The following is a 15,198-nucleotide window of genomic DNA, read 5'->3' as shown; positions in this document are numbered from 1 at the left end:
ACAAGGGCGCCGTCAAAGTTATCGGCGGTGCCTTGAGCGAGAAGAAGGGTGTCGATGGTCAAAAGATCCTCGCGTCCGACGCGGCGTTCAATGCCGGCCTGACGACGCCGGCCGGTCTTGGCGGCAAGACTTTCGGTATCTCGACCGCAGGCTCGTCCTTCCACTACATGGGGTCCAAGATTGCAGAGGCAGAAGGCGTTGAAATGTCGTTCAAGCCTTTACAAAAGGTCGGAGCTATCATCGGCGCGTTGAAATCGGGCCAGATCGATGCCTGGTCCATTGTACCGCATATCGCCAAGCCGCTGGCCGGGGCAGGTGCCGCCCATATCATCGGCAACGTCTCGGACTATCTGCCGGGGTACCAGGTAACCACGATCTTCACCTCGACCAAAAACGCCTCCGATGAACGAACCCAGACGGAGGAGTTCCTGGCAGGCTACAGCAAGGGTGTCAGGGACTACGATGCCACGATGGTCGAGAAGACGGGCGGTGATGCCGGCGTTGAAGAGATGGTCGAGCTGATTCACAAGTATGTCTATACGGACCGTCCGCTCGAAAAAGCTGCGCCATCCATCATCAACGGTTCGATGTGGCTCAACGAAGATGCAAAGCTGAACATTGCCTCTATTCGGAACCAGCTTGATTGGTTCAAGTCGGAAGAACTCGTCCGCAAGCATGTCACGCTCGACATGCTGGTCGACGACAGCTACGTCGAAACTTACGAAGGTTGAAACCTTCCGGCGGCAGTTTCCGAAAAGGAAGCTGCCGCGTGTTTCTGGAACTCATAGGCCTTTCATGGACATAAGACTGGATTCGATCAGCCATAAATATGGCGATACGGATGTGCTGCGGGATATCTCTCTGGAAATACCCGCCGGGCAGATCGTGTGCCTGGTGGGGCCATCGGGCTGCGGCAAGTCCACGCTGCTGCGGTTTATCGGTGGTCTTGAGCGTCCGGACAGTGGCAGGGTGCTTCAGCTGGGGGCTGCACCTGAAGGCTGTTTGAATCCATTGACCTTCGTCTTTCAGGACTTTGCCTTGCTGCCCTGGCGCACCGTGAAGGGAAATGTTTCCCTTGTCCTGGAGGATCATGGAATTCGGGGTGCCAAGGCAAGGGCCATCATCGATGATGTGCTCACCAGAACCAAGCTTTCCGACTTTGCAGATGCACTGCCCAAGCAACTTTCAGGTGGAATGAAGCAGCGGGTTGCCATCGCGCGGGCACTTGCGGTGAAACCCGCAGTCATGCTGATGGATGAACCGCTCTCCGCGCTGGACAGTCAGACACGCGAATTGCTGATGGATGATCTTGTCAGCCTTTGGACACGCCAACCCTTCACAGCGGTTTACGTAACCCACAACCTGTCTGAAGCCGTCCGGCTTGGACATACCATCGTGGTTCTCTCGCGGCGGCCAGGACAGATTCGCGAGATAGTGACCATCGATACGCCCATCCAGGATCGCAGGCCCGGCGATCCGGTCTGTCAGAAAAAGCATGACCTTCTCTGGGAGCTTATGCGCGAAGAAGCTCGTGCGGCCGATGGGGAACTGATTGATGTCTGAGATTGGTTCGTCAAACGGCGCGGATACCGACCAGCCGATCGAGGTTCGCTTCCGGGGAGGTGGCTTTGCGCCAAAGTCGCGCCGCTGGGTGGGCTTCGCGGTCTTTGTCATACTAATTGTGTTTGTTCAGTGGGGAACCCAATCCGGCTGGATTTCGCCGTTGACCCTGCCGAAGCCGTCAGATGTGCTGGCCACCCTTGGTCAACTCTGGGAAAGTGGCCTCTTGTTCAAGCATCTGGAGCCATCGTTACGGAGGCTTGTGGTCGGCGCGGCAATTGGGTCAGTTACCGGAATTGCCATAGGTGTTCTGATCGGGTTGTTTTCCATCGCGCGTGCCGGACTTGTTCCTCTGGTTGCTGCGATTTTCCCGATCCCGAAAATTGCGCTTCTGCCTCTGTTCGTGATCTGGTTTGGTATCGACGAGGGATCAAAATACGCGTTGATCGCGTTTGGGACGTTTACGCCAACGGTGGTTGCGACATACGGGGCCGTGGACAATGTTGACCGCTCGCTGGTCCGTATGGGGCAAAGCTTCGGCCTTTCCTGGTTCTCCATCGTGCGCAAAATCGTATTACCGGGCGCGATGCCGGGCATTCTTTCAGGGCTCCGTATCAGTCTGGCTATCGCAATCATCCTCCTGGTTGCCGCTGAGATGCTGGGCGCGGAATACGGGATCGGCGCTTATATTCTGGAGGCCGGTGCACTTTACGATCTCGAACGGCTCTTTGCCGGGGTCGTCATCCTGTCGCTGCTTGGCGTGATCGTCAGTGCGTCGATCGGTTTTTTTGAGCGACGCCTGCTAGGCTGGCGAACGTGATCGCCAAATTTGCTACTTGTATCGCGACATCGCGGTTCAGCGCCATAACGTGCGCATTACGGCGAACGAGTGGGATGTTCTTGTTCAAGCACAAGTTTCCGAAAGTTCCTGCCTGAACAGGTGTCTCAGACATTGGTCGCTGCTCGACGCTTCGGCAAAACGACACTAAAACGAACCTCATATCAGTACTGTGGGAAAGTGTCGCCTTTTTCTGGCGATGCTTGAGATTGCTTCCTTGCCTATCCAGAAATTGATCCTTGCACAAATCAGAAGTTGCAATTGGAACATTTAGTGAACATGATGCGGAAAACGAATTGGAGCCAGGAAGATGGCAGATTTTGACGATATCACCGGTTGGCGGGAAGAGCTGGAAGCGTTTGAGGCGACCGAGGAAGGCCGAAAGTTTTTTGAAAAACACGGAATGGGTGCGCCCAAGCTGACTTTTGAACAGGAGGTGCGGTATGCGGAAGAACTCTTCCGGCATGAAGAGATCTTAGAGGCACTGAAAATATCAGCCAAATGGGTCAAGTATCTGGATGACAACCCTGATTTTGGCCAAGAGGACGAGCGCTTCTGGGAGTGGTGCCCAGTTGAAGATAACTTGACAGTTGATGCGTTCCAGAAATGGTACGCCATGAAATTGGACATTACCCTTGGTTGGTCGACATTTAGCGCAGGCGATAGGCTGGCTATTGACGTGGTGAATGGAGATCTGCCGTCTTTGCGCTCCCCCGAAGCAGAACAGCTCGTAAGAGAGGAATTTTCGCGTTTTGTAACCTTCTCGCCGGAGAAGCCGTAATGGAACGAGTGATAATCATTGACGCGTCGCAACTCCTCACGATCATGCGGCGAACCGGGGTTGATGGACTGTCAGCTCTTCACAGGCGGGGGGACTACTTCTTTTTCAGTGTGGACCTGAAAAAGGAGTTGCTTGCAGCCAGAGAATGGAAATCAAAGAATGGTAAGCGACTGCAAGACTGGCTCGATGAACAAAGAGTGAACGGCCGCCTGATCGAGTCGAAAGAGCGTGTCACTCCTGAAGAGTACAAGATTTATGACCTTGAAAAGCGGGGCACGTCTCGCGGTGGAAAGGAACTTTCGGACATGTCGATCCGAAAGTTCATGCTGAAAAACAAGGGCCGATTTACCTTTGAGGTTATCAGCCGCGATCTTGGACTTCTCAATCATCAAGTGGATGATCCCGCCCACCCTTTGTTTGGTCTGCAATTCGACCGGTTGAGCACGCGGTCTGCCTTGACCTGGCTGGCAACTCATCCGGACGTGCCCCACAATCCGGAGAGGCTGCAGTCCCTGCTCCAGGCGCTCCACAATGGCAAGTTTGACCTTTCCAAAGATCGCGGCATCGCAACGCATGAGCTGGAACGGGAAACCTATCGCCTGCCAGAAACTTATGAGGACGCCGTGCGCGAACGCGCGCACCGGGCGGAAACGGACCCCAAGCGACGCAGTGACATCAGGGGCTTCAGCAGTCAGGCCGACGGGCAATTTGGCGGTGCGCCGGTTGATCCGGGGACGGGTGTGCGGATCTCTCCCTCCGACACACCGCTTGACGGGTTATCTGGCGGTCCGATTGATCCGAGTGCCGGTATCAGCGGCAAGGCGAAAGGCTCGCTCACGGAAGGACCGGGTATCGGCCGAAGGTTCATGAACCTTGCCCGCAATGGTGCCCCAGCGCTTGTTCTGGGGCTTGCGGTTGTGCCGGTGTTCTCCATGGTGCAGGCGCGGGCGGCGGAGCGGAACATACCGTTTGACCAGGCGGCGCGCGAGCTGGGCATTGAGTTCGGTGAGGACGAGCTGAAGGAGCTTGCAGCCGGGGTCGGCATTGATCTGGCAGTTTCCCTGACACCGATTGGAGCGGTGAAGAAAGCCTGGGACGTTCTGGGCAATATCGATGACATCGTCGCAGTGACGCAGCTTTACGGCGCGGCCTATCCGGACAACGAGACCATCCAGAAGATGGCCGGTATTGCCGATGCCGTCGAAGACACAGAAGTCTTCGGAGCATATGTGGAAGGACGTGATGCGCTGACCGGGATCGTCGGCGGTGCAATCGACTGGATCTTCAGCAGCAGTCCCGATGAGGATCAGTTGGCCGGATCGCTTGAAGCCGTGCGCGAGACAATCGAGGCCGGTAACGGGGCGGTTGTGCAGGCGGTCGAAGCGGGCGCTTCGCAGGACGAGGTTACGGAGATATTCAGATCCGAGGTGGCGGCAAGAGCTGCCGTGCTTACCTCAAGCGCACCGCTGAGGGACGGCACCGCGCCGCTGAGCGCTCCGGTGCCGCAGGTCAACTCGCTCTCGCCGGAAACCGCCCTGCCGGGGGATGGCAATGCACCGCTGAGCGGCGTGCCCATTGTGCCCGGTTCGCAGGCGATCCCGTCCGCCTCATTTGAAGCGGCTTCAGATGCTGGAAATGTCCCGTCCGGGGCGGCGTCGGCAAAGGATCCCCTTGCCCGCAAGACGTCCTACGACACCTACAAGCGGCTTGGCACGAGCCCAGAGGAAGAGGCGGCAGGTGTTGAGGAATACTATTCGATTTTGAGGCAAAGCTATGTGGAGATGAACGGTCACATGGAAGCGGCCGAGATACTGGCGATGCGGCGGTTCAAGCGTATCTGGAACCTGTCGGCCTTCGCGCCGGTCGAGGAAGGCACGATCGTGAGAAACCCGGTTGAGACGGTTTATTCCGATGTTGAAAAGAACGGCCATGGTTATGTGCGGGAGGAGGCTGAAGAGTTGCTCTCCAGCCAGGGGATCAGCGCTGCCAGATGGTATCTGTCGCCGAACGAGATGACGGAGCGGGACAAGCGCCTGGGCAAGACGGACAGCGACGGCTATGGCCCGCGCATGACGCTTTCCTACGATGACGCAACCGGTGCGCGCCACAAGGTGACCGACAGTTTCCAGGCGAATGTAAAGGGTGCCTCGCAGCGCAAGAAGGCGCTGGAAACGCAGACGCTGTACGAGGACCTCAAGGCTGCCTACGACAGACGCATGTCCCAACAGAAAGACACACCGATGGCGCTGATGGATCAGGCTCCGCTGCCAAAACCAAAACCGCAATCCGGGCCGGCAGGTTAAACAACCGCTCTGACCGTTTCATTCCTATCTTAGTGGGATGAAACGGTCAGTTTTGCAGCTGTTTACTCGGCTGGACAGGTTCTGACGGTTGGAACATCGGCGGATGTCCGGGTCAAGGACCAACGACAGCTTTGAACTGTCAGGCCTGGCAGGTTCGGAACCTGGTCGGAAGCCCAGATACTGTCAGCTGCAAAACCGAAATCCTTTACCTTCGTGGAAGTCGGCGCAATGCGGACCAGTTCGTCTGCCGGGAAACTGGCATTGCAGGATTTGAAATAAGCGCTGATGACAGAACCGTCGGCAGATGCTGCGGCTTTGCCGCTGTAGAGCGTGTATTCGTTGCCCAGTTCGGCGGCGTCGACATATTTGTAGTCGACGCGCAAATCCGCGCCGTCCTGCACCATGAGAAGCTCGATGTTCCAGCCCCAGGTGGATGCTTCGCCCGCTGTTGTGCTGTCGCATGCGACAACACCCTTGTAAGTGCCGGTAAGCGAAAAGGCTGCAGCCGGAGTTGCGGCAATTGCGAATAAAAGGATGGCGGTCTGAGTTGTCTTCAGCAGTTCAATCAAGTTCATCGTCTCTGATCCTTTGCCGCCGGAGCCAAAAAGGGATTTTAAAATGTGACTTGTTGTCTGATGGATATGATATCACCGATTGCACTGCTCTTGCACGAAGGTTGCCAGACTGCCCCTCGAAGAATTTCGAGGAGCAGTTGAACTCAGTTCAGCAATCAGCCGCAACAACCGCCTGTTTGAGGCTGGCTGGTTGATGTCGCGGCTTCGTTCAGATTGGCGCCCCGACCAAGCCACGTGCGATCGTCCAGGTAAAAGGTTGAGAACTTCTCGTCGAAATCGGTCGGAACGGATTTTTCGGGAATACCGGTCTCCAACAGGGTCTTCTGCCAAGCCTTCACTTTGGGATAGTCGGACAGCATGTCGTAGCCGCTATGGTCTTCAACGATTGCGGCGCGATGCAGAAGCGGCAACCAGGCCATGTCGACGTTGCCCAACTTCTGACCGAAGAAATAAGGGCCCTCGCCAAGCTGTTTTTCTGCCTTTTCAAAGGACTTGATCAATTTGGCCATGCGTTCGTCCAGGATGCCTTTGTCGGCACTCTGCATCGTGCTGCACTGAACGAGATAATGCTTGGACGCCTGATAGCTCCAGGCGCGGTTGATCGCCCGCTGTTCCGGCGAAAGGTTGTCCTGCAACGGTGGCGTAACCTCGTCGATATATTCAACGATGGCGTCGGACTCAAATAGAGGCGTGCCGTGTTCCGTTATCAGCATGGGAACCTGCCCGGTCGTGGAGATGTCCAGAAACCATTGGGGCTTGTTCTTGAGCTCGATATATTCGATCTCGTAACTGATGGTCTTGGCTTCCAGCATAGCGGTGACGCGCTGGACGAAGGGGCATATCTTGAAACTGACAATTTTTATCATGTGTGATTTCCTTTCATGGTTCGTTCGTTAAGACGATGAAGCCCAAGAAAAGACGAAGGTTTAGTCGGGAAATCTTTTAAGTTGCCGAAAATGTTGACTTTTTAAGTTGGTGTTGGCTTGGGTGTCGAGATTGCCTAATTATGGAAAACACGCTGATACCGAAAATCCGGCACGGAAAATCTGGCAAAACCATGCAAGCAGATCTCGAAAGTATATGGGCAGACTACCGCTCCAGTCTGGGTGCGTTTTTAAGTGCCAAGATTTCCAACCCGGCCGATGTCGACGAACTTCTGCAGGAAATTCTGCTGAAGACACACAGGAACATCGGCACTCTGGGAAAAGGGGAAAGCCTCAAGGCATGGCTCTTTCAGATCGCCAACAACACCGCAATCGACTTTTATCGCAAGAAGGGGAAGGCAAGGACGCTGAAGCCTGAAGATCTTTGGTATTTCGATTCGGGCGAAAACAAGCCGCACGATCTGGACAGATGTATTGGCCCGTTCATTGACGCCTTGCCGGAGGAGACGGGAGCTCTCCTGCGCAAAGTGGAACTTGAGGGCGTTTCGCAAAAGAAATATGCCGAGGATCAGGGCATCAGCTATTCAACGCTCAAGTCCCGTGTTCAAAAGGCGCGGACCCAATTGCGGGAAGTCTTTGAAAACTGCTGTCACTTTACTCTCGATACCCAGGGAAACATTGTCGATTACAGACAAAAGACCGGCAAATGCGGGAAGTGCTAGGCCGTGTGGACGAGTTGGTTTCGGGCGCGGCGTGTGTTGCATTTGAGTCGTGAGCAGGAGGGGAGCGAAGCCCGTATTGATATACGGGCGAGTTTCCGACGCCCTCAAGGTTCAAATGCGCCGCGTCCTTTCAGGATTTGAGAAAAGACGGTCCATTTCGGCGTTGCAAAAACTTGAAAGGGGGCAACCCTTTCTGCATGTTCGCTCCTGGAGCTGGACAATCTTTTCTCAAACCACGCTCCAAACCAATGCGTCCACACGGCCTAGGAACGTACGAGAGTCGGGCCACATGGCCTGGAGGACAGCGCCTCCAGAAGCGCTGTCCCTTTTGATCAAAACGGATACTCCAGGTCTTTGTTTAATCGCAATCTCGGGCGGATAACCGGTTCCCGCTTTTCCTGCGTCTAGGCCCGGGCTTCGCGCTCCATTCGCTCGGACCACCGATCCGCAAGTTGAACCAGAACCCCCTTGAACTGTTTCTTGGCCGCCAGCAGGAACAGAAGGCGCATAAGAAAATTGCCCTTGGGCCGCGCGGTTATATCAATCGCGAATTCCGCGCCATTGCCAACCGGCGTGACGGACCAGCGGCCCTTCAGATCCGAGATTGGATAAGGATAATCGGGCGCGTCGGTATGAATGGTGAAACCGTAGGACTGCTCAACCTCAAAGGCGTCACAGGTTTCGGTCCAGTGTTCGCCCTTGGGGCCGTAGCATCGGCGTTGCATGCCGATACCGTCGCCGGAGAGCACCTCGACCTTGCTCAGGTTACTGGCGACTTCCGCATAGCCTGGATGGTCGTTCATGACTTTCCAGACAGCGGAAACAGGAGCGGCAACAGCGCGCCTGACACTGGCGATCACGTAGCCATCGCGCGAAGTCACACTTGCCTTGCTCGATGGTGGCGTGATCCTTCGAGCGCCCAGAAACTGGCCGATCGCGAAGACGGCGACACACAGAGCGACGATGTCGATGAGGAGAATGCCTGTCTCCGTCAAATGGTTCATTGCAAGCAGTGCGAACGCGATGCTGGCGACGATCCAGGCAACATCGGCAGCCACAATCAGCATGACTTCCAACCGGGTCACGAAGCTGTTGAGGGTCATCAACAGGAGATCCAGCGCAAAAATGACCAGGCCCAGTCCAATCCCCTGAATTACCAGCGGAACCCAACTTGCAGGTTCGATGAAAAGGATCTCCGAAAGTGTTTCCGGCAGAACCAGAAGCAAGATTCCGGATGCCGTGGAAAAGGCACAGTTGAGGCCAAGAAACACCCTGGCTTGCAAAGTTGTCGACATGGGAAACCTCCATTGCTGCGAGTGAGATTGCCCTGGAGGTTCACGTCCAATCTGAATGAGATCAATTACGTTGGAGGTAATGGACACTGCTGCCAGGCATCGGGATAATGCAGCATGACCATTGCAGAACTTCAGCCGCTTGCGAGATTTCCGGGGCTCTTGAAATCCTGGCGCAAACGCCGCCGCCTCAGTCAACTCGACCTCTCCCTGGAGGCGGGATTGTCACAGCGTCATATCAGCTTTTTGGAGACCGGACGTTCGCAACCGAGCCGGTTCGCGATCTCGCAACTGGGCGAGGCGCTGCAAATGCCGGCCGCCGAAGTAGATGCGATGCTGATGTCGGCAGGATTTGCTGCCCGGTCTCCCGATGAGAAATGGAGTGATGCCACGCGTTCAGCCATCAACATCTCGATCAGTCACATATTGAAAGGACACAACCCGTTTCCTGCGCTTGCTGTAGACCGAACCTGGACCCTGCAAAACGCCAATGAAGCGGCGATGCGTTTCTTTTCCGTCATCGGGGGAGCGGGGGAGCCAAACCTTCTGAGATCGATATTTAAAGAAGGTCCGGTGCGATCCGCCATCGTTAACTGGGCAGATATCACAAAGGCGCTCTACAGGCTTTTGGAGCTTGAAGTTGCCCGGCGTCCCAATGATTTTGAAGTTCAAAACCTTCTTGATGAACTTCTGTCCTACCCGGGAGTTGCCGAAAGCGTTCGCCAACCTGCCCATGAAAGGCCTGCTCCTGTACTTGCCATCCATTTCCGGATGGATGGAGCGGATCTGCATTTGTTTTCGCTGATCGCGACCGTGGGCATGAGTGCGGATGCGGCTATTGACGATATTCGTGTCGAGACCCTGCTGCCTGCCGACGAAAAAACCCGGCAATGGTTTCTGGAACTGGAAAGCTAGCCGGAACTGAAGAGAGGCACGCCAATTCCCCGAAGGCAGAAAAAGAGACAACCACCGGAATAAGCTTTGACGTCGTTCGTTTCCCTCATGACCGCGCTGATGCGGTTTCGACAAGAGATGAGAGAAACGGAAATGGAAACGATTGCTCTACCCCGTCTGATGGCCGCCAAGCGTTCTTATGCCGTGCGGCGCGTGAATCTGGATGAATGTGTGCATCTGATGTCGGATGCCTATGCTCCCCAGGCCGGAGATCTGGTTCTTGCGCGGATCACGGAGATTGGCTCGCATCGCCGCATTGAGTTGCCGAGTGGTCGCAGAGCGACATTGAATGTCGGCGACGAAGTGCTGCTGGCTTACGGCAACAGATACGCCCCCGACCAGTATGAGGCTTATGTTCCTGATGCCCTGGAGCCTTGCCACATGGTTGCCGCCGGTGGCATCGCCGCCAAGGCCGTTTCCTGGCACGACAAGCTGTCCGGACCGACCGCGATCGAACCCGTGGGGGTGCTTTGCGGCATCGACGGGAACGCGGTCAATCTGAAACAGTTCGCTCTGCCGACACTTGCCGGCGCTCTTCCCTCAGCGGTTTTCGGTGTCTTCGGAACTTCGATGAATGCCGGTAAAACGGCCACGGCAGCATCGCTGGTGAGAGGGTTTGCCAAAAGCGGATACCGGGTAGGGGCACTCAAGATCACCGGCACAGCGGCTGGTGGAGACCCATGGCTGATGCAGGACTCGGGCGCTGCGAAAGTGCTGGATTTCACCGACGGCGGTCTGGCAACGACCTTCGGCACGCCGATCGATACGATTGTTTCAACAACAAGGAACCTGCTTCGCACCTTGAACCGCATGGACTGCGATCTTGCGGTGGTCGAGATTGCAGACGGTTTGTTTCAGGAGGAAACCAGGCAGGTCGCTGCAAGTCCGCTTGTGCAGTCACTGTTCGACGGGGTTGTTTTTGCGTCCTGCGATGCGCTTGGCGCGGTCGACGGGATAGATCGGCTTAAAGGTCTGGGTTACGACGTTCTTGGACTTTCAGGGGCTGTCATGCGTTCTCCGCTGGCCATGCGCGAGGCAGCAACGCATCTCGACGTTCCGGCCTATTCGCTGGAAGATCTGCAAGACGCCGCGACGATCTCGGATTTCATGGAAAAGACCGTGTCCACCAGGCTGTCGGCGGCAGGTTGACATGAGTGCGCAAAAGGCAAAACCGGGCCTTCCACTTTTGTGGAACGCCCGGCGCGTTTTCATTTGTGCAGCTCTTGTCGCCAACGGGATTGTTCAGTCGCTCGGTGCAATCGCACTGTCGCTGAGTTCGGCGGCCTTGCTGAAAGGCGATCAGGCGATTTACGGGATCCCGGTTTTTGCGGCCCTAGCCTTTTCTGCACTTGCGGCTCTGGCGCTGTTTGTCGCCCAGACCAGATATGCCGAACATTTCGCGTTGTCCTATGTGCATGATGTCAGGATGGCTTATGCCAGGCATGTCCTGCTATTGCCGATAGACGGCAAGTCTCCGGGCGTTGGTTTGTCACTAACCCGTCTTGTCAACGACCTTGGGGCAATCAAGCTTTGGTTGTCCAAGGGGTTGCTTGCTCTCGTAACGCTTGTGCCAACACTGGGAACGGTTGCCGTCTGGAGCATATGGCAGGAAACGGCGTTTCTATTGCCCTTGTTCGGAAGCTTTTGCCTCTGGGGCGTCGGCGTTCTGCTGGTGGCAAAGCCCTTGCGTGTCAGTATCAGGCAGGCCCGGCAAAAGAGGGGAAGCATTGCCTTGCTTCTTGGACGGGTTCTGCCGGACCGGTTGCCGCTGCTCCTACATGGCAGATTTCAGCCTGTCCTGAACAAGCTTGCGCAAAAGAGTGACGATGTCCGCAAGTCGCTGATTACCCGGGCGACGTTATCCAGTGTGCTGAGAGCTTTGAGCAGGGTCACGTTTCCCGTTGCCGTTGTGATCTATGGACTTGTTGCAGATACCGACGATCTCAAGATTGCGCTTTTCCTGCTGATTTTTGCATTTGTCGTCACGCAACTGGAAGCCGGAGCAGCGGGTATTGAGTATCTAGAGGCCAGCAGAGTGGCGCGGGAAAAACTGAGCGCGGTTTTCAAGCTTTCGGTCATGTCACCCTTGGTGCAACAGAAGTTGCCGGACTTGTCCTGGCAGCACCCAATTGAAATCGACGATCTGCCGCTGCCGTCTGGCAAGTTGCTGAATGCGCAGATACCGGCAAGGCAATCCACAAACATTGTTGGAGAGAACCCGCAGGATCTTCGCTGCATCTCGCTCAGTCTGTGCGGTCTGGCGCAGGATGATCTTTTGCGGCGAATATCGATGGGAAAGATCTCCTTTTCCGATTTGGGAAGGAAAGAGATCTGGCGCCGGACCGCGCTGGTGTCCCCGGTCAACGGAATACCGCACCATCACATGCGGCGACCTGCCGTGGAACTGGGAAGAAAGCATGCTGCGCACACAGAACTGTTTGTCGAATTCGAGAGAATTTTCGGCGTGCAACCGAACTGGGCACCAGACATTGCCACCATCCAGTCCGAGATGGACCGGCTGTTGGTCAGGATTGCGCGGGCATTCCTTCGCTCTCCGCGGTTCATGGTGATCCACGATGATTTTCTCGTTCAAGACACGAACCTCAGACTTGGTGTTCAAGAGCTGGCAAATAACGAGAAAATCACGCTGGTTTTCTTGTCGGAGCAACCGGTCTTGTAACCGAAGCGAGCAGAGAGCGGCTCAGCAGAGCCCCTCTGCCGACAAAAGGCCTGCTCCATAGACCGCATCCGGCCCGATTTCCCCGAGATCTTCAGCTCTCGATTTGAGGAGCGTGTAAACCTCGTCCGGAGTGAGCTCAGGGTGTCGAGCCCTGACCAGGGAAACTGCCGCGGTCACGAAAGGAACGGCAAATGACGTTCCTGTTTTCCACCTTGCCCCCTTGATAGAAGCAGCGGTCCACACATTGACACCCGGTGCCGCAAGATCGATGTGACCGCCACGGATGGCGCGCCTGTACACTTTCCCGGATTTATCGATTGCCGTGACTGCCAGGACTTCAGGGTAAGCTGCTGGAAAGGCCGGTTCCGCGTTTGGACCATTGTTGCCGGCGGCCGCCACTATCGCGATTCCGCGCGATTGAACAAGATCCGTGATGGCGGTGGCAACCACGCTGTTTGGAGGCCCCGCAAGGCTTAGATTGACGACGCTAACCTCTTCAGCAGCCAGATTGTAGAGCGCATCGACCAGCGTGAATGCATCTGTGCGCTCATCTCGACCGTCGCGGTGAAAGGCATCGATTGCGATGAGTTCTGCTGATGGCAACAGACCGCGAACGCGTGTGCCGGGCTGCCCGACAAGGAGGGCTGCAATCGCAGTTCCGTGTATTTGTTTGGATGCTGGAAGGTCTTCATCGAGCATGCTGATGACTTTCAGTTTTGCGTTTGCAAAAACTTCATGATGCCGATTGATGCCCGTGTCGATCATTCCAATCGGCGAGGGGGCGGAGCAAACAGCCGGTGCATCGGTCGACATATTCGGCCAGTTGACCATCTTAAGGGCGGCGCAGTTTTCCTTCTGGCAACCGGTTTCCCCGAACCCGGGTCGATAGTAATGATTGAAATCGGTGTTTTGTCCTGAAGGAAGGGCACGGACCGCGTCGCGAGCTTCTGGCAGAGACAAGGTGTCAGGCACCGCCAATCTATAGAAGCGTCTTTGACTGCCGGGAACGGTGCGTTCTTCCAGAATGCGAAAGCCATCCCTTAGAAGCAGCTGCAGATCCTGGGTTGTCAGATTGAGGACTATGATTTCGCCAGACGCGAATTGCACCTGTGGTGCAGGGGGCTGTGCAGGGCGGCGACTTGCCGAACCGCGATTGTCCTTTTGTGGTCCGAAAAGCCGGCGAATAGGAGCCAGGAATGGCGCAGATTCTGCAGATCCGCCGGAAGATCTTTTCGAGGAGGACGACGACGGGCTGGAGGAATGACTGTTTCCGCCTCCGCCGTCATCGTTGCTATCGTCGTCTCCATCGTCGTCATCGTCATCATCATCGTCCGCAAAGGCTGTGGATGGAGAGAAACCTGATTGTGGATCGACGAAACTGCTGTCTCCGAAAGAGACCAGGAAGAGAATTGTCAAAAAAGCAGCGACAAGCCGTGGCATCATGATGTCCTTTCAGGCGCGGCGATTTTTTTTGGAATAGAACGCGGCCGCTATCCGTAGTCCTTGCAATTACGTTTGAGCGGCCGTGTTATTCCGTTGGCTGCCTCTTTTTCGGAAGGCTGTTTAATGTCGGACTGTTTTAACAAGGCTCTCACAGAAAAACTGCCGAATTTAAGGCGCTTTGCGCTTTCGCTTTGTAAAAGCGCTGATATTGCAGACGATCTTGTGCAGATCACAGTTGAGAGGGCTCTCAAGGCCCGCTCCAGTTTCGACCCAAGCTCACGAATAGAAGCGTGGCTGTTTCGCATACTGAAAAACGCCTGGATCGACATCGTGCGCAAGAAACGTGTGCGCGGAACGGAACTTGATGTCGACGGCGCACCAGAGCTTGCCGGAGAAGCCCAACACGCCGGCGACGCGCGGTTGATGTTTGTTTCAGTCATGGAAGCCGTTGAGACGCTTCCCCTGGAGCAAAGGGAAGTCCTGCTTCTGGTTTGCGTCGAGGAACTCAGCTACGCGGAAGCAGCTGACGTTCTGGAGGTTCCGAAAGGGACAATCATGAGTCGGCTCTCCCGTGCGCGAAGCGCGCTGGCTGACCGAATTGGAATAAAGTAAGCAATCGAACGTTTTCCGCTTTAAACGAGGCAAATGATGGACCGGACCGAGATGACAGACGAACTGATCATGGCCTATGCGGATGGTGAACTTGATGCTGCCGAGGCAAAACGGGTGGAGCAGGCAGCAGCGGCTGACCCGGAAATTCAGCAAAAGCTGCATCGTTTCAGGGAAACCGCCGCGCGTCTGAAGATGGCAGCAAACGATTTGCCTCCAGTCTCAGACGATCTTGCGCAGAGCGTTGCGCGAATGCTCGATGAAGATACATCGAAGACCGGACCGGACTCAGCTGAAAACGTTGTTGTCTTCCAACCGAGATCCTGGACCCGATACTGGCCTTCAGCAGTGGCGGCAAGTTTCACGCTCGCCGTCGGGTTGGCTGCAGGTGTTGCGCTGGCTCCCGTCGGTACAACGTCACAAAAGGCCCCGATCGGTGTTGCAGCTCTCGCAGATCCGGAAATTTCGGTGGTACTCTCCAGTCTGGCGTCCGGAAGCAACACAGTTCTGGCATCCGGTGCAACATTGAATGTGATTGCGTCCTTTACCGATGCGGA

At 55.7% G+C, this 15,198-nt stretch carries 15 protein-coding genes; 11 read left to right on the top strand and 4 right to left on the bottom strand.

Features of this window, described 5'->3' with window-relative positions; all coding sequences use genetic code 11:
• From K5905_RS10865 to K5905_RS10845, 5 genes are all read left to right on the top strand, one after another.
• Positions 1-731, top strand: a 731-nt coding sequence (locus K5905_RS10865) for an ABC transporter substrate-binding protein (RefSeq protein WP_297583504.1), incomplete at its 5' end; no start/stop codon positions are given.
• 64 nt (positions 732-795) lie between these two features.
• Positions 796-1,563, top strand: coding sequence for an ABC transporter ATP-binding protein (locus tag K5905_RS10860; RefSeq protein ID WP_297583503.1), 768 nt, complete (start codon positions 796-798; stop codon positions 1,561-1,563).
• On the top strand, positions 1,556-2,380 hold the full coding sequence (locus tag K5905_RS10855) for an ABC transporter permease (RefSeq protein ID WP_297583502.1): 825 nt from the start codon (positions 1,556-1,558) through the stop codon (positions 2,378-2,380). The genes K5905_RS10860 and K5905_RS10855 overlap by 8 nt, the downstream gene beginning before the upstream one ends.
• A 328-nt stretch (positions 2,381-2,708) precedes the next feature.
• Positions 2,709-3,179 (top strand): hypothetical protein, encoded by a 471-nt coding sequence (locus K5905_RS10850; protein WP_297583501.1) that lies wholly within the window; start codon positions 2,709-2,711, stop codon positions 3,177-3,179.
• Positions 3,179-5,482: a hypothetical protein gene (locus K5905_RS10845; protein WP_297583500.1), complete on the top strand. Its 2,304-nt coding sequence runs from the start codon at positions 3,179-3,181 to the stop codon at positions 5,480-5,482. Before K5905_RS10850 ends, K5905_RS10845 begins: the two co-directional genes overlap by 1 nt.
• A 62-nt stretch (positions 5,483-5,544) precedes the next feature.
• Here K5905_RS10845 and K5905_RS10840 read toward each other — a convergent pair whose 3' ends face one another.
• Together K5905_RS10840 and K5905_RS10835 are read right to left on the bottom strand one after the other, a co-directional pair.
• Positions 5,545-6,057 (bottom strand): hypothetical protein, encoded by a 513-nt coding sequence (locus tag K5905_RS10840; RefSeq protein ID WP_297583498.1) that lies wholly within the window; start codon positions 6,055-6,057, stop codon positions 5,545-5,547.
• A 155-nt stretch (positions 6,058-6,212) separates the two neighbouring features.
• Positions 6,213-6,923, bottom strand: coding sequence for a glutathione S-transferase family protein (locus K5905_RS10835; RefSeq protein WP_297583495.1), 711 nt, complete (start codon positions 6,921-6,923; stop codon positions 6,213-6,215).
• 191 nt (positions 6,924-7,114) lie between these two features.
• On the opposite strand from K5905_RS10835, the gene sigZ reads away from it, so the two are divergent.
• Positions 7,115-7,663 carry an RNA polymerase sigma factor SigZ gene (gene sigZ, locus K5905_RS10830; protein WP_297583493.1) on the top strand — a complete coding sequence of 183 codons (549 nt, stop codon included), beginning with the start codon at positions 7,115-7,117 and terminating at the stop codon, positions 7,661-7,663.
• A 404-nt stretch (positions 7,664-8,067) separates the two neighbouring features.
• Here the strand turns inward: sigZ and K5905_RS10825 are convergent, their stop codons facing one another.
• Positions 8,068-8,958 (bottom strand): SRPBCC family protein, encoded by an 891-nt coding sequence (locus tag K5905_RS10825; RefSeq protein ID WP_297583491.1) that lies wholly within the window; start codon positions 8,956-8,958, stop codon positions 8,068-8,070.
• 114 nt (positions 8,959-9,072) lie between these two features.
• Between K5905_RS10825 and K5905_RS10820 the strand changes: the two genes are divergently transcribed.
• From K5905_RS10820 to K5905_RS10810, 3 genes are all read left to right on the top strand, one after another.
• The gene (locus K5905_RS10820; protein WP_297583489.1) at positions 9,073-9,870 is read left to right on the top strand and encodes a helix-turn-helix transcriptional regulator; all 798 of its coding nucleotides are present in this window, start codon (positions 9,073-9,075) and stop codon (positions 9,868-9,870) included.
• Between the two features lie 132 nt (positions 9,871-10,002).
• The gene (locus K5905_RS10815) at positions 10,003-11,058 is read left to right on the top strand and encodes a hypothetical protein (RefSeq protein ID WP_297583486.1); all 1,056 of its coding nucleotides are present in this window, start codon (positions 10,003-10,005) and stop codon (positions 11,056-11,058) included.
• Between the two features lies 1 nt (position 11,059).
• A complete protein-coding gene (locus tag K5905_RS10810) occupies positions 11,060-12,589 on the top strand; it encodes a hypothetical protein (protein ID WP_297583483.1) in 1,530 nt (509 codons plus the stop codon).
• Between the two features lie 21 nt (positions 12,590-12,610).
• Here K5905_RS10810 and K5905_RS10805 read toward each other — a convergent pair whose 3' ends face one another.
• Positions 12,611-14,029, bottom strand: a complete 1,419-nt coding sequence (locus tag K5905_RS10805) for a S8 family serine peptidase (RefSeq protein WP_297583480.1) — start codon at positions 14,027-14,029, stop codon at positions 12,611-12,613.
• A gap of 126 nt (positions 14,030-14,155) precedes the next feature.
• Here K5905_RS10805 and K5905_RS10800 point away from each other — a divergent pair, with 126 nt between their 5' ends.
• Positions 14,156-14,644, top strand: a complete 489-nt coding sequence (locus tag K5905_RS10800) for an RNA polymerase sigma factor (RefSeq protein WP_297583479.1) — start codon at positions 14,156-14,158, stop codon at positions 14,642-14,644.
• Between the two features lie 36 nt (positions 14,645-14,680).
• On the top strand, positions 14,681-15,198 hold a 518-nt coding region (locus K5905_RS10795; protein ID WP_297583478.1), incomplete at its 3' end, for an anti-sigma factor.

This window comes from Roseibium sp. (genome assembly GCF_025698965.1).
Taxonomy (GTDB): Bacteria; Pseudomonadota; Alphaproteobacteria; order Rhizobiales; family Stappiaceae; genus Roseibium.
Note: the sequence above shows the minus strand (reverse complement) of the source record. Positions and strands in the feature narration are given on the sequence as shown.

Coding starts and splice junctions, on each gene's coding strand:
- K5905_RS10845 (WP_297583500.1), top strand. CDS start 3,179: ATGGAACGAGTGATAATCATTGACGCGTCGCAACTCCTCACGATCATG.
- K5905_RS10860 (WP_297583503.1), top strand. CDS start 796: ATGGACATAAGACTGGATTCGATCAGCCATAAATATGGCGATACGGAT.
- K5905_RS10805 (WP_297583480.1), bottom strand. CDS start 14,029: ATGCCACGGCTTGTCGCTGCTTTTTTGACAATTCTCTTCCTGGTCTCT.
- K5905_RS10855 (WP_297583502.1), top strand. CDS start 1,556: ATGTCTGAGATTGGTTCGTCAAACGGCGCGGATACCGACCAGCCGATC.
- sigZ (WP_297583493.1), top strand. CDS start 7,115: ATGCAAGCAGATCTCGAAAGTATATGGGCAGACTACCGCTCCAGTCTG.
- K5905_RS10835 (WP_297583495.1), bottom strand. CDS start 6,923: ATGATAAAAATTGTCAGTTTCAAGATATGCCCCTTCGTCCAGCGCGTC.
- K5905_RS10820 (WP_297583489.1), top strand. CDS start 9,073: ATGACCATTGCAGAACTTCAGCCGCTTGCGAGATTTCCGGGGCTCTTG.
- K5905_RS10850 (WP_297583501.1), top strand. CDS start 2,709: ATGGCAGATTTTGACGATATCACCGGTTGGCGGGAAGAGCTGGAAGCG.
- K5905_RS10815 (WP_297583486.1), top strand. CDS start 10,003: ATGGAAACGATTGCTCTACCCCGTCTGATGGCCGCCAAGCGTTCTTAT.
- K5905_RS10840 (WP_297583498.1), bottom strand. CDS start 6,057: ATGAACTTGATTGAACTGCTGAAGACAACTCAGACCGCCATCCTTTTA.
- K5905_RS10825 (WP_297583491.1), bottom strand. CDS start 8,958: ATGTCGACAACTTTGCAAGCCAGGGTGTTTCTTGGCCTCAACTGTGCC.
- K5905_RS10800 (WP_297583479.1), top strand. CDS start 14,156: ATGTCGGACTGTTTTAACAAGGCTCTCACAGAAAAACTGCCGAATTTA.
- K5905_RS10810 (WP_297583483.1), top strand. CDS start 11,060: ATGAGTGCGCAAAAGGCAAAACCGGGCCTTCCACTTTTGTGGAACGCC.